General features: G+C 41.0%; 13 protein-coding genes. 6 read left to right on the forward strand and 7 right to left on the reverse strand.

Features of this window, described 5'->3' with window-relative positions:
• Positions 1 to 137 precede the first annotated feature (137 nt).
• Together ACYX4O_RS05960 and ACYX4O_RS05965 are read left to right on the forward strand one after the other, a co-directional pair.
• Positions 138 to 290 (forward strand): hypothetical protein, encoded by a 153-nt coding sequence (locus ACYX4O_RS05960; protein WP_476357022.1) that lies wholly within the window; start codon positions 138 to 140, stop codon positions 288 to 290.
• A gap of 554 nt (positions 291 to 844) precedes the next feature.
• Positions 845 to 1,147, forward strand: a complete 303-nt coding sequence (locus ACYX4O_RS05965; RefSeq protein WP_476355449.1) for a hypothetical protein — start codon at positions 845 to 847, stop codon at positions 1,145 to 1,147.
• A 77-nt stretch (positions 1,148 to 1,224) separates the two neighbouring features.
• Here the strand turns inward: ACYX4O_RS05965 and ACYX4O_RS05970 are convergent, their stop codons facing one another.
• Positions 1,225 to 1,734 carry a hypothetical protein gene (locus tag ACYX4O_RS05970; RefSeq protein WP_476355450.1) on the reverse strand — a complete coding sequence of 170 codons (510 nt, stop codon included), beginning with the start codon at positions 1,732 to 1,734 and terminating at the stop codon, positions 1,225 to 1,227.
• Between the two features lie 21 nt (positions 1,735 to 1,755).
• Positions 1,756 to 2,070, reverse strand: coding sequence for a hypothetical protein (locus ACYX4O_RS05975; protein ID WP_476355452.1), 315 nt, complete (start codon positions 2,068 to 2,070; stop codon positions 1,756 to 1,758).
• Between the two features lie 137 nt (positions 2,071 to 2,207).
• Here ACYX4O_RS05975 and ACYX4O_RS05980 point away from each other — a divergent pair, with 137 nt between their 5' ends.
• The 4 genes from ACYX4O_RS05980 (at position 2,208) to ACYX4O_RS05995 (ending at position 5,745) form a co-directional block, all read left to right on the forward strand.
• The gene (locus tag ACYX4O_RS05980) at positions 2,208 to 2,612 is read left to right on the forward strand and encodes a hypothetical protein (protein ID WP_476355453.1); all 405 of its coding nucleotides are present in this window, start codon (positions 2,208 to 2,210) and stop codon (positions 2,610 to 2,612) included.
• A gap of 17 nt (positions 2,613 to 2,629) precedes the next feature.
• Entirely contained in the window at positions 2,630 to 3,073 is a 444-nt protein-coding gene (locus ACYX4O_RS05985; protein ID WP_476355455.1) for a GNAT family N-acetyltransferase, read from the forward strand.
• A 496-nt stretch (positions 3,074 to 3,569) separates the two neighbouring features.
• Positions 3,570 to 4,508 (forward strand): ABC transporter ATP-binding protein, encoded by a 939-nt coding sequence (locus ACYX4O_RS05990; protein ID WP_476355457.1) that lies wholly within the window; start codon positions 3,570 to 3,572, stop codon positions 4,506 to 4,508.
• Entirely contained in the window at positions 4,501 to 5,745 is a 1,245-nt protein-coding gene (locus ACYX4O_RS05995; RefSeq protein WP_476355459.1) for an ABC transporter permease, read from the forward strand. The genes ACYX4O_RS05990 and ACYX4O_RS05995 overlap by 8 nt, the downstream gene beginning before the upstream one ends.
• 800 nt (positions 5,746 to 6,545) lie before the next feature.
• Here the strand turns inward: ACYX4O_RS05995 and ACYX4O_RS06000 are convergent.
• The 5 genes from ACYX4O_RS06000 to ACYX4O_RS06020 form a co-directional block, all read right to left on the reverse strand.
• Positions 6,546 to 7,283 carry a hypothetical protein gene (locus ACYX4O_RS06000; protein WP_476355461.1) on the reverse strand — a complete coding sequence of 246 codons (738 nt, stop codon included), beginning with the start codon at positions 7,281 to 7,283 and terminating at the stop codon, positions 6,546 to 6,548.
• Positions 7,284 to 8,320: 1,037 nt separating this feature from the next.
• Complete coding sequence (locus ACYX4O_RS06005) at positions 8,321 to 8,512, reverse strand: hypothetical protein (protein ID WP_476355462.1); 192 nt, start codon at positions 8,510 to 8,512, stop codon at positions 8,321 to 8,323.
• Positions 8,513 to 9,098: 586 nt separating this feature from the next.
• Entirely contained in the window at positions 9,099 to 9,320 is a 222-nt protein-coding gene (locus ACYX4O_RS06010) for a hypothetical protein (RefSeq protein ID WP_476355464.1), read from the reverse strand.
• A gap of 245 nt (positions 9,321 to 9,565) precedes the next feature.
• On the reverse strand, positions 9,566 to 10,891 hold the full coding sequence (locus ACYX4O_RS06015; RefSeq protein ID WP_476355466.1) for a sensor histidine kinase: 1,326 nt from the start codon (positions 10,889 to 10,891) through the stop codon (positions 9,566 to 9,568).
• Positions 10,888 to 11,568 (reverse strand): response regulator transcription factor, encoded by a 681-nt coding sequence (locus tag ACYX4O_RS06020; protein WP_476355468.1) that lies wholly within the window; start codon positions 11,566 to 11,568, stop codon positions 10,888 to 10,890. The genes ACYX4O_RS06015 and ACYX4O_RS06020 overlap by 4 nt, the downstream gene beginning before the upstream one ends.
• Positions 11,569 to 11,732: the final 164 nt, after the last annotated feature.

Here is an 11,732-nt window from a genome sequence, read left to right on the forward strand (position 1 = left end):
GGCTTGTGAGTCCTCTCTTAATGCAATTGTGCGGATCTTTTTAGGGATGAAGCTCGCACCCTCTTGAACGAATGCTTTTGTTTTAATCTGTAAGAATTGTTGAGGCGATACGTGTGTCTACTTTATATAATAAGTCGATGATTTTCGCATTACTTGTGATTTTTACTTTGTGGGTGTTATTGCAAATCTCACTTAATATGAGTATTGTGAAGAATCCGCTAAACTATTTTGTTGGGTTTACGATTTTCTTTTTTATAATAAAATATGCAGTGAATAGAAGAAGGAAATAAACGCGCCTCAAAACTTGAGGGTTTCGCTTTTTTTAGGGACAAGGAACCTGTCCCCCTGTCCATAAGGAGGGATCGTATGGTTTTTGACACATTAACAGGGCAACTTTCCGTTGTGATCACTCTTGCTTTTGGGTCATTGCTAATTGTCCTATACCCTTTAATAAATAAGGAAAATAGATACTTTGCTTGGTTTAGTTTGGTGATGGGCATTATAGTTCTGTTGCTTTTATTATGGTTCACATTTGGTAACGAGGTAATTAGACATCAACTATTAAAATATGGGCTACATTAAAAACTTGTGAAAGTATGATGGAATGGGCCTACAAAAGATTTCGTTATTACATAACAAAAAGAAGGGGCATGGGTACTAGGGCTTTCATTTATGTGTCAAAGTGACTTTGCCTATAATATTTCATTGGGTTACATAAGCGCAAGACCCCACTCGTGCTTCCCGTAGCGTTATTATTATGGGACAAGGAACCTGTCCCCCTGTCCAATACAATGTGCTAAACTAATAATCGGGTTATTATAAAGAAGAAAAGGAGGGGGATGGAATGGGAGTCGGTGTTTTCACTCTTGTGTATTTACTCTTACCTCACGTTATTGTCTTTTCATTGAGCATCATCCTAAGACTTTACTTTAAACGATTAAAAGTCTTACACATTTTAATCATATCCATCGTGGTGACAATCATAAGCCTTCTGTTAATGGAAATGGAAGGATTGTGGTCTGCAATGGGCTTTTACATAGGTAGCAATGTGTTAGTATCCATCTTTGGAATCCTTTTTGCTGAATTTTTCATTTACATTGTACATAAAGCAGAAAGGAAAGTTGAGGGAAACAATAACCATACATAACGGTAAATAAGAGCTATAAAAAATGAACTTCTATTGAGTTAGAAGTTCATTTTTTTTATAAGAATAGAAGTTTGAACTTAAAATAAGAAATCCGTACTATCCGACATAATGTCATTAAACGTTTCTATAGTAACCGTTTTATTGTCACGAGAAGGGTCATCCGAACGTAATTCATCGGCTATGTACTCCATGGACTTCTTCAAATTCTCTATGTTTTCTAATTGAGCATCGGTTGGGTTGTTGTCCTCGATTTTTTGTAACTCTGTTAATCTAGCGAAGTCTTTTGGCGTAATGTTGGAATTAACGTATTGATTACCTGTGTACAGCAAGGAATCCAACTTATTGATCCTCTTGGTTAATTCGTCCAGGCCCTTCTTGAGCTGCTCAGGGTTATCGGTATTTGATAATACATAAGAGGCAGAGCTAGAGGTAAGGACGGCCTGATTATAATACTCATTAATAAACGTTTCCACTTCTTCTTTGTCTTCATAATAGGAGTCCATATAGTTCCCTCCCAATACTGCGATCCCAATGACTAGAATAACGATTAATTCATACTTGAGCCACGTTTTCGTAAAAAACTTCATTTCCTTTCCTCCAACCTAATACTAGAATGTTCTCGCTTTACGATACACGATCATCGTAATGGCATTTAATAGAATCGTAACGATGAGAAGCAGAGATGAGACAATGGCTACGGCGTACATGGTGTCCATGAGAGCCGCCAAATCTCCAATCGATACCTTATGATAGGTGTAAAGAATTTGACAGACGAGTGAAATCCCGCAAGCACTAAGGCTCATAATGGATAACGCCATCCACTTGTTCGTCGCTTTTGACTGGTCCCGCATCAGGTTGATGACAGGAAGACTCCAAGCAAGGATTCCTAAGAAGAGGCTTGCGAGGTTAAGGTAACCGTACATAATGAGAATTCTCCTTTATATTTTTTCCTATTTTATTCCACGTATTTATGTATGTTCGTGAATAATCTATGTTATATTTTAACACAAATATCCAGTTAATGACTTACAAAAAAAGGCGGAGGGGAGTTGTATAGAATATGAATAAGCGGATTCTGCTTGTTCTTTTTGTCTTGCTCGTGACAACAGCTTGTTCGGAGGACTTCGGCGAGCTTACGAGAGTAGATTTTCAAATAGTAACTCCGGGCGAGGACCACACAGGTGAAGAGACGATTACAGATGACGACTCGATCCAAACCATTCATGACGTTATGAAAGAGGTTCAATGGGAGGATAAAAATGCTAGTATGGTGAGAAAGAAAGATGTGAGGGCGGTGTTTTACTATCAACAAGAAGAGGGGATGCCAGAGCGATTAGTGGAATATGACATCTGGTTTACCGAGGAAGCGGTGTTCGCTGTGATCATGAGTGAGGAGGAAGGACGACGATACGGGGTGTTGCGTCCGGAACATGGGGGCATTTTAAGAGATGTGTTTGTGAAATGATGGGGGAGGTGAGGGAAATGAATCAGGTCTGTTTTCGGGATATTGATGAAACGAATGAAAGGGATGTTCGAAGCGTAAGGGTGAAGCGGGGGCAGGAACCTTTTATCGAAACGGTCGATGAATGCCTAGAGGAAGCGGCTACTTACCCTGAGTGGCATCCGGTTGCTATTTATTCTGATGATAGGGTAGTCGGATTTGCGATGTATGGGTGTGTGGGTCGAAATGGTGAAACGTGGATTGATCGGGTGATCATTGACAAAAACGAGCAGGGAAAAGGATTAGGGAGAGTTGTGATGAGGAAGCTGATCGATGTTGCCTCGAAGGAATACGGGGTAAACGTGCTTTACTTAAGTATTATAGAGGAGAATAGAAGGGCGCGGTATTTGTATGAAAGCTTGGGGTTTGAATACATGCATGAGCGCGATCCGAATGGGGAGCTGATCTTTAGATATTGCGTGTGAGAAACAAAGATCTGGGTAATCGCTCTCCTTTATTGGTTAAGTGATCGAAAAAATACTGGAATAAAACCCTTCTCATGAATTTACTTCTATTGCGCTCACATGGTGGGACGAGGTACCTGTCCCCTTATCCCTGGGAAACCAATGGTCTTGAGGGATTGTGTAAAAAAGCTTTTAGGTTCCGTAGTGCAATTAAAGGTAGGTATTGTCGGGAAGTACACTATCAAACTTAAGCGAGTATGAGAAAGGCATCCCTTTATGGAATGATGCCCTTAATACTAGTACCTTTAGTCCTATCATTTGATATGTCGATTATAGTGTTATTTGCTATTTTCCTTTAAGCTGAACTTATCTATTTAGCTCTATTACCCTGTTCTTTTGAGTTGACTATTGAACAAGAACCGCTTTGGTAGCTGAGTATGGTTATGGATTAGAATAAAAAGTTTTAACACACATTTTACGTGCTAAGAGTTCGTGACAAAAAGAAAGGGAGAGCAAAATGAACCAGACATTACTTACCGTCGACAAACTCGGCAAGTCTTATAAAGATAAACAGATTGTGAAAGACATCTCTTTCCGTGTGAAGAAAGGGATGATCACGGCGATTCTCGGTCCGAACGGTGCGGGTAAATCGACGACGATCCGAAGTATGATGGGGATCATGCAGCCGGATGAAGGGAGCGTCCAGTATCAGGATCATAAGGAACAGGGGGTGCCGCATCAGAAGGTTGGCTATCTTCCAGAAGAGCGCGGCTTGTACAAGAACGTGAAGATCATGGACATCATTCTATACTTTGCGGATTTGAAAGATTACCCGAAGAAGAAGGCGAAAGCGCGTGCGCTGGAGTACTTGAAGAAGTTTGGCTTAGAAGGGAAAGACAAAGTGTCGGTTGAAGAGTTATCCAAAGGGATGGCGCAGAAGGCTCAGTTCATTGCGTCCATCATCCATGAACCGGAGCTCTTGATATTGGATGAACCATTCTCTGGGCTCGACCCAGTAAGTCAAGACGTGTTTAAACGGGAGATCAGGGAGCTTGCTGATAATGGAACAGCGATCTTGCTTTCCTCTCACCAGATGAATCTTATCGAGGAGATTGCAGATGACTTGCTACTCATACATAAGGGGCAAACCGTTATTCAAGGCAGTATGGAGGAGGTCAAGGGACAGTATTCGAATTACAAATGCACGCTCATCGGTGAAAATGAGGCCTCCCTTTTCGCAAATCTTCCATCGGTCCAAAACGTGGAACAGGACGGCAGTAAAACGGTACTTTATTTGGAAAAGAATGTCCACATTCCGACATGGGTCACATATATGCCCGAGGATTGTATCATTCAAGAGATGACGATCGACCGTATTTCATTGCATGAGATATTCGTAGGTATTGCTACAGATAAGGATTTGATGAAGGTCGGAGGGGGAGAGGATTATGCGTAATACGTGGAAAGTTGCTAAGTGGGAGTTTAAGCGGAATGCGACGAACAAGTCGTTCATCATCTCCACTTTGCTGACTCCTGTCATTTTTCTTTTGTTTGCGTTTCTGCCATCTCTGCTTTCAGGATCTGATAGTACGAATGATTCAGAAATGATGAATGTGTATGTGGAAGACGAAGTTGGCGTTGCGCCGCGGATTGAAGAATTTGTGGAGAATCAGGAGTCCCTCAACTGGGAGATCGAAGTTGTACAGGAGGGTGATGAGACTGTAGCGAATGCCATCAATGATAGGGAAAATCAAGCGCTCCTGTCATTAACGGAGGATGCGATCGATCGTGGGGTGATCGAAGTGACAACGAGTGAAGAAGTAACTGAGTCATTCTTTGATCAGTTACAGCTTCTGAGTCAACCGATTCAAGCCTATCAATTCGAACAGTTGGGGCTTACAGAGGCTGAGCTACAGCAAATCACCTCGGGTATTGCTTTTAAAGAATCGGAAACAGCAGCTCCTTCATCAGAAGGGGGAACAGGCAATCAATCAAGTATGACAGAAGGAGAACTGATTGTCCCGGGAATCTTTTCCTTGATTGTACTGTTTGCAATTGTCTTAACGGGGATGATGATTTTCCAAAGTGCTTCAAAGGAAAAGAAAGAGAAGGTGTCTGAGATCATCTTATCTTCAATGACACCAGGAGAATTGATGCAAGGGAAGATCATAGGTTACTTCGGGCTAGGATTGAGTCAGGTTGTCGTCTGGTTAGGATTTGGAGTGCCAATCGCAGCATGGCGACTAGATGATGTCCCTGTTCTTGATTCCTTGTTGGTGCCTGAACTGCTGATTATGGTGTTCATCGCCATTCTTGGATACCTACTGTTCGCTGCCTTGTTCGTAGGGTTCGGAGCTACGGTCGAGGACATCAGTTCCTCAAGCAACTTCCAAGGGTTCATTATGATGCTGCCGTTTCTTCCGTTCGTCTTCATCGGACCGATATTGAATGACCCGAGCGGTGTCGTTGCGACTGTCGGCTCGTTCATTCCTTTCACATCACCAGCCGTGTTGATCATGAGGATGACTATGCTTGGAGAACTGCCATGGGTGGAAATTGTCATTGCGATTGTTGTGCTTATGGTCAGTGTTTGGTTGATGATCAAATTGGCTGGGAAGATCTTCGAGGTCGGCATTCTGATGTACGGAAAGAATGCGACGCCTAAGGAAATTTGGAAGTGGATTCGGGCGTAAGGTACAGTGGCTCGCTCGTTAGGGTATTGTAGTGCGACTTGACTGTTCGCGGTTCCTTACATCTGAAGCAGAGGGACGGTTCTCGTGCTTTCTGTGGTAGAGGACTTTTTCACAGCCAGAAGGCATCAAAAGGTCACTGATCAGCGCTCTCTCTTACCTTTCAATCTATAAATCTAGCCAAAAGGGCAGAGATGCGCCTCATCTCTGCCCTTTTTCTCGATTTTTAATAGGAAAACGTCACTAATCGGCACTCTCTCTTACATTTTTAGCATTAGATGGTCTGAAAAGGTTACTAATCCAGGCTATCTCTGACCTTTTGCGCCTGCAAACTCTTTGAAAAGGTTACAGAGCAGCCCTGGAGCGGGGCGCTCAGTGTCTTTTCTCTCCTAAAAGGACGCCAACCGTCACCGATCACTCGCTTCGGTGACGATTTTGATTTCTTTTTATAAAAAAAGGGCACTGATCCGCGTGATCAGTGCCCTATTGTACCTACAATCTATTGAAAAGGTCATTGAAGGAGCGCCTCAGTGCCCCTTTTACCCCATTATCGACTAAAAAGGGAGCAGATCCAACCTCCAACACACATCCCGGGAAGCACGAGAACCGTCCCTGCGCTTCCCTCACAGCGTCTCTGCGTTTTCAAACTTCTTTTATAAATTAATATTAAAACTTATAATACCTATTAGAGCAAAAATCGCAAAAGCTACTAGTAAAATAACTAGAGCTTTTATGAACATTTTTTTCAAGAGTGTATCCTCCTTACATTCCCTAAATATTAACAATCATTGACTGTTATACTATTAATCTTTATAAGCACTTCCTGAAGTTTTGCCGTATTGATTACCTTCTACTTTAATATGCACAGTTCCGATTTGGCCCCCCCAACCAGTTCCGATTACACCAATTTTGTATGAAAAGACTGCGTGTCCGTAATAGATGCCACCACTGATATAGCTATCATCAGTAATTTTGCTATTCGTTACTGTAGGGTTTATATTATGGCTAACATAGCCAGTACCAGAAAGAACTTCTGTTGCGCCACTAGAATTATATTCATATGAACCTATTATTTTATACTTTGTCCAACTAATCCCCATGACTTTCAATGTATGTGTATGTTCTATATCCCTTTTGGTACTCCTGGAAGTCATTAATGAAAAGGAATTGTTTTTTATTACGTCTTTTTGGGTATTAATTTCTAGATTCTTGTCCGTACCTTTCATGGACAGCTCAATCGTTTCATTAGGGTTTCTTAGATAATTAAGAAACTGCTCTTGTTTTACATTACTTAAAGATTTAAACTCTTCTAGATTTTTCTCGGCTTGTTCTACTGCTTTTTGTGCATTATTTTTAGTTACTCCTAAGTTAAGGGCATCTTCTTCGTTATAATTTTCTAGATAATTTATGTAGTTTTCAACAGATTTTAGAGGGAAGTCTGATGCCTTAACTTCCTTAGCATTTACAAGTGTCGATCCAAAAAATAAAGAAACTGCTAGGATCGATAGAATGTTTAACGTTAAAAATTTAAGTTTACTCAATGATATTCCACCTTTTTAATATAATACCATTATATTGAAACACAATGGATTAATATTTTAAACATTCGTTTCTTAAAAATTAAAATATGAACCTTTTTGCTTAATGGTTTATTAGAATTTAATTATTCTGTTGCTGAGGGGGACTTTTCTACCTAGGTAATTTCCTGGTATCTCTTCTGAGAGTTGCCTATATTTTAAGGGAGCGGAGGGCGCTTCTCGCGCTCATTTGGAAAGAAAGAGCGCTCGACCTCTTTCCTTTTCACAGTTGTTAGGCATCCAAAGGTAACTGATCTGCTCTCTCTGACCTTTTGCGTTTATAATTACTTCAAAAGGTCACAGATCCGCCCTGGCCCTGGCGCTGGGCGCTCGGTGCCTTTTCTTTTGTACCTACAATCTATTGAAAAGGTCATTGAAGGAGCGCCTCAGTGCCCCTTTTACCCCTTTATCACCTAAAAAGGGAATAGATCTAACCTCCAGCACACATCTTAGGAAGCACGAGAACCGTCCCTGTGCTTTTTTGCTATTGAGCTCACATGGTGGGACGAGGTACCTGTCCACTTATCCCAGAAGAAAAACAAGTTTGAGGAAATTAACTTATGGAAATATGTACCATAATTGTTTGTGATGGGGAGGGCTAAACTTGGGTTTTAAGGTCGGACATATCCTGAATATTTTACTTTTAATCATACTAACCATTTTTAATCTTTTGGTGCTATTTGGGTTTGGGATGAGTGAGACTGGAGTTACTGCGGATGTATGGTTTGGAGTGTTAACCTCTTACTTCATTTGGGGGATATTCTATTTCATACAAATCAAAATGCAATCACGGATTTGGAGACTTTCAGGACTATTGTTAAGTGTAATTTTCCTTATAATTTGGTCTTCAGGTTTAGGAGATTTTATAGGAGAAACTATATTTATGTAAAAGAGAATCCATACGATACCATGGGCGATGATTCTTTTCTATACAATCCACTCATTGTTCATAATGGGAAGGCCAGGCAGCGCGGGGGGAGAGCCCCCGTGCTTTTTTTAACTTAATTTGCCATCACTAGATAAATAGAAAACGTAACCACATAGGTCAAAAAGGAAACGGCCATCACGTTGTATGCCTTGCGGTTGTTCTTGAACCGGATTCCTTTTAGCCCGGAGCGGAGGAGCTGTCCTCCGAATACCACAAAGCTAATGAATAAGGCGATCATTGAAGCTATTAACAAAATTATCTCCATATGTCATGTCATCCTTTCTTTACATTTTTGTTTGTAAACTGAGCTTATACAAGCTTCCAAGAGCAAGCATGGTATACAAGATAATGAAATTATACCCCTGCCTTTCTGTAAGTCTTACGTCAGATTATATAGACAGGAGGTTAAAAAGGGGGGAGCGTGAAGGTTAAATTCTGTTTAAAAAAGAAAGATCGCTCTAACGGGTTCGATTTTGGAGTACAAACAATCGAATAACACCTTAAATAGGGGTCCAATTCGCATGAGTCTGCATCCGAGAACGAAAAATAGGACCGATTACTGAATCGATCCTACTGATCTAGGTGTTTCCTCATTCAACAAAAGCCCTTATTAACGGAATGTGATACCTTCACCTAGTTCTATTCTTTTTTGGTTTTATAAAGAGTAGTACCACGAAAGCACTTACAAATGTTTGAATACCTATTTTTATGTAATCTATTGCGGAGGTAGGGTCATTTAAGTTACCAAATTTGTTTACTATCATTTCGAAAGTAAAATTCAATATAATAACAGACATAGCTATAACAAAACTGTATAATACTTTTTCTAAAACACTCAAATTATAGAACTCCTATTCTTTAAATTTATTTAAATCAATTATTGAGCCTATTACTATTCTAATAAGCATTCCTAATCCAGGTCCAAAAGCCCAAATGAGTGGAAAATCAAAAAACATTCCAACAATAGATGAAAATACAGCCCCTCCAAGCAATCCGAAGGCAACTCCAAAACCTACAAATGAGTTCCTATCATTATGATCTTGTTCTTTATTAGTATTATTTTTGTTAGTCATATTTGCCTCCCCTCGCCCCTTTTACTGCACCCTTTTCTACAACTGCGAAAAAGATTTGTTCAACCATTCTCTTCAATTAACCTGTCGCGTTCGTTTACGTACATCATTTTCATAATCTACAATTATTTTACCGTAAAATTCCAACATTCTCTATTAAGATCTTTCTAATAAACTCTTAAATTAAGAAACGTACAGGTCACTATACCTGTGCGTTTCTACTCGAAAACCGAACCTGTTATGATCGCTCAGTCTTTTTTCGGATAAAGGAGGATAACGGTTCCAGGTGAGAGGTCGTGTACCTCTTTTGCTAGATTCATTTGGTCGAGCATCATATCCACAATTGATAGGCCAATGCCTGTTCCTTTGTGACTCGACGTGCTGTTCATACCGGGTCCGTGATCTTCAACACGGATGGCGGGTTGACCCTCATTCGTTGTTGTTTGGACACCTATATATTTCCCTTCAGAGGCATGGCGAAGGACGTTTTGAAACAGGTTATCGAGTATGCGTTTGACCCAGGTCGCATCCGCTTGCCAATAGAGTGGTTCCACAAGGTGGGCGTCAACCTCAAAATCTTCTTGCTCAAATAGAGGGTAGTACTCAATCAAGGTGGATTGAACGAGTTGTGTCACGTTTATTCTTTCCATACGTTGCGGTAGCTTGCCTTCTGAGAGAACGGTGTAGGAGGTGAGGTTTTCAATTAGTTCTGACACAAAGTCTATTTTCTGTTGAATGACGGTGACGGCTTGTTGGCTTTCTGTCGTAAGGGGTTGTTGTTTCAAATTATAAGCGTGTCCGTTCATAACAGCGAGTGGTGTTCGTAAGTCATGAGAGAGGCTTGCGATTAACTTCTTCCGGATCCCTTCTTCGTTTTTCTCTTTCTGCCTGCTTTCAAGTAGTTGTTCGACCATATGGTTAAAGGATTGTCCCAATTCACCGATTTCATCGTGCTTCTCAATGGTTAGTTTTGTCGGGATGACCCTGTTTTGATTGGACTCCATGTTCTGTTGCATGTGTCTGAGCCGTGTGCTGATCTTCTTAAAGAACAACCAGGAAATGAACACGAAAACGAACCAAATGAGCCCAAGTGTGGCAAACCAGAAAACCGCGTACCGGTCGCGTAATACGGTCCAGCTGCTCCCAAGCTTAGAATGGGGCACCATAAACAAAACATATCCTTGATCTTCACTACCTTCTATGTAGGAGGACGTAACGAAATACCCTTCATTCTTCTTCTCTTCCATGAGGGCAAGCGTTGATGTGGTATCAGTGGGGGTGGCACTCTCAGAGTAAAGAGCCTGGCCTTGGTCGTTCACCCATAATAAGCGAGTATCCTGGGTCTCTTCTTGCTGAAGGGAAGAGAGGATGGACTCTGTTGACTGGTTTTGGAGCGATTCTGTAAAGGTGTTTGCACGATGGGTTAGTCCCTCTTCTGTTTGAAAGTTCTCAGATGACTGGTCTGCGACGTTGGTTAATATGGTGTAATAGGCAAAATTGACTCCAAAGTATGAAAGGGGAGCAAGTAAAATGGAAGCTACAATAATGAGCGTATATTTTTTGGATAATTTCATGATTTCACTCGATATCCGAGACCTCGAATTGTTTCAATAATTTGAGGATGCTGCGGATCTTTCTCTACCTTTTGACGTAAGTAGCGGATGTGAACGTTTAGCGTTTTGTCGCCTTCTATGTAATCTTGCTTCCAGATCTTTGTGTAGATTTGTTCTTTTGTCAGAATTTGATTTAAGTTTTGTAAGAAGTATTGAAAGATGTGGTACTGCTTTCCGGTTAGTTGAATCTCTTCATTCGTGTCGGTATCAACAATCGTGTGAGCGGCCTGGTTAATATGTAAGTGCTTGATTGTAAGCGCGTTGTCGTCTGTCTTTCTTGTGCGCCGTAGTAAAATGTCAATGCGCAATAGAAGTTCTTCCGGATGGAACGGCTTTGTCATGTAGTCATCGGCAAACTGAAGTCCTTTTAGTTTGTCTTCAATCGAAGTCCTTGCTGTTAAAAATAAGATGGGGAGTTCTTTGTACTGTGACTTTATGCGCTGACCGATCGTGAAACCATCCAGCCCAGGTAGCATAATATCTAGAATCGCAAGGTCCATCGTCTCTAAAGAATGTCGCTCGATTTCTCCGGTACAGATCCACGTAACGTGATACCCTTTCTCTACTAATTGATGCTGCACGAGCTGTCCTATTTCCTGGTCATCCTCTACATATAATAGATGTGCTCCTTGTGCCATGCTATTCCCCCTTCGAACTTTTCTATTTATTTCAAATTATAGGTAAAATATGTAGGCGGGACAAGGGGGGTGCTTCCTTTATGTCATAGCGTGTTGATCTAGGACATTTTCAAAAGTTTATCGAAGCAGAACGTCAAAGAGTATGTGGATCTCTGACGTTTCAC

The sequence above is a fragment of the Pontibacillus sp. ABV4_188 genome, assembly GCF_056311905.1.

What these genes read in the sequence shown, in the direction of transcription:
- ACYX4O_RS05980 (WP_476355453.1), top strand. Translation starts at nt 2,208, where the DNA reads ATGAATAAGCGGATTCTGCTTGTTCTTTTTGTCTTGCTCGTGACAACA.
- ACYX4O_RS06020 (WP_476355468.1), bottom strand. Translation starts at nt 11,568, where the DNA reads ATGGCACAAGGAGCACATCTATTATATGTAGAGGATGACCAGGAAATA.
- ACYX4O_RS05975 (WP_476355452.1), bottom strand. Translation starts at nt 2,070, where the DNA reads ATGTACGGTTACCTTAACCTCGCAAGCCTCTTCTTAGGAATCCTTGCT.
- ACYX4O_RS05990 (WP_476355457.1), top strand. Translation starts at nt 3,570, where the DNA reads ATGAACCAGACATTACTTACCGTCGACAAACTCGGCAAGTCTTATAAA.
- ACYX4O_RS05970 (WP_476355450.1), bottom strand. Translation starts at nt 1,734, where the DNA reads ATGAAGTTTTTTACGAAAACGTGGCTCAAGTATGAATTAATCGTTATT.
- ACYX4O_RS05960 (WP_476357022.1), top strand. Translation starts at nt 138, where the DNA reads ATGATTTTCGCATTACTTGTGATTTTTACTTTGTGGGTGTTATTGCAA.
- ACYX4O_RS06005 (WP_476355462.1), bottom strand. Translation starts at nt 8,512, where the DNA reads ATGGAGATAATTTTGTTAATAGCTTCAATGATCGCCTTATTCATTAGC.
- ACYX4O_RS05995 (WP_476355459.1), top strand. Translation starts at nt 4,501, where the DNA reads ATGCGTAATACGTGGAAAGTTGCTAAGTGGGAGTTTAAGCGGAATGCG.
- ACYX4O_RS05985 (WP_476355455.1), top strand. Translation starts at nt 2,630, where the DNA reads ATGAATCAGGTCTGTTTTCGGGATATTGATGAAACGAATGAAAGGGAT.
- ACYX4O_RS05965 (WP_476355449.1), top strand. Translation starts at nt 845, where the DNA reads ATGGGAGTCGGTGTTTTCACTCTTGTGTATTTACTCTTACCTCACGTT.
- ACYX4O_RS06010 (WP_476355464.1), bottom strand. Translation starts at nt 9,320, where the DNA reads ATGACTAACAAAAATAATACTAATAAAGAACAAGATCATAATGATAGG.
- ACYX4O_RS06015 (WP_476355466.1), bottom strand. Translation starts at nt 10,891, where the DNA reads ATGAAATTATCCAAAAAATATACGCTCATTATTGTAGCTTCCATTTTA.